The sequence below is a fragment of the Leifsonia sp. HAY1-4F genome, assembly GCF_056755275.1.
This window is the reverse complement of record NZ_JBNDHX010000430.1, coordinates 1-253: the sequence shown is the minus strand read 5'-3', so window position 1 is coordinate 253 and position 253 is coordinate 1. Positions and strand designations below refer to the sequence as shown.

Here is a 253-nt window from a genome sequence, read left to right as displayed (position 1 = left end):
CACTCCTGCAATCCGGCGTGTCCTATGTCGGCGGCTATCAGGGCTCGCCGATCTCCCATCTCATGGACGCGCTCGCTGACGCCAAGGACGTGATGGAGGATCTGGGCGTCCATTTCGAGACCTCGGCGTCGGAAGCGGCGGCTGCCGCCATGCTTTCGGCTTCCGTGATGTATCCGGTGCGTGGCGCCGTCACCTGGAAATCGACGGCTGGCACGAATGTCGCATCCGATGCGCTTTCCAACCTGTCCTCGGG

The 253-nt window shown here is 63.6% G+C and carries 1 pseudogene; it reads left to right on the top strand.

The window, feature by feature from the left end:
- Positions 1-253 (top strand): annotated as a pseudogene (locus tag ACPYOG_RS20070) (indolepyruvate ferredoxin oxidoreductase); the annotation flags it as partial.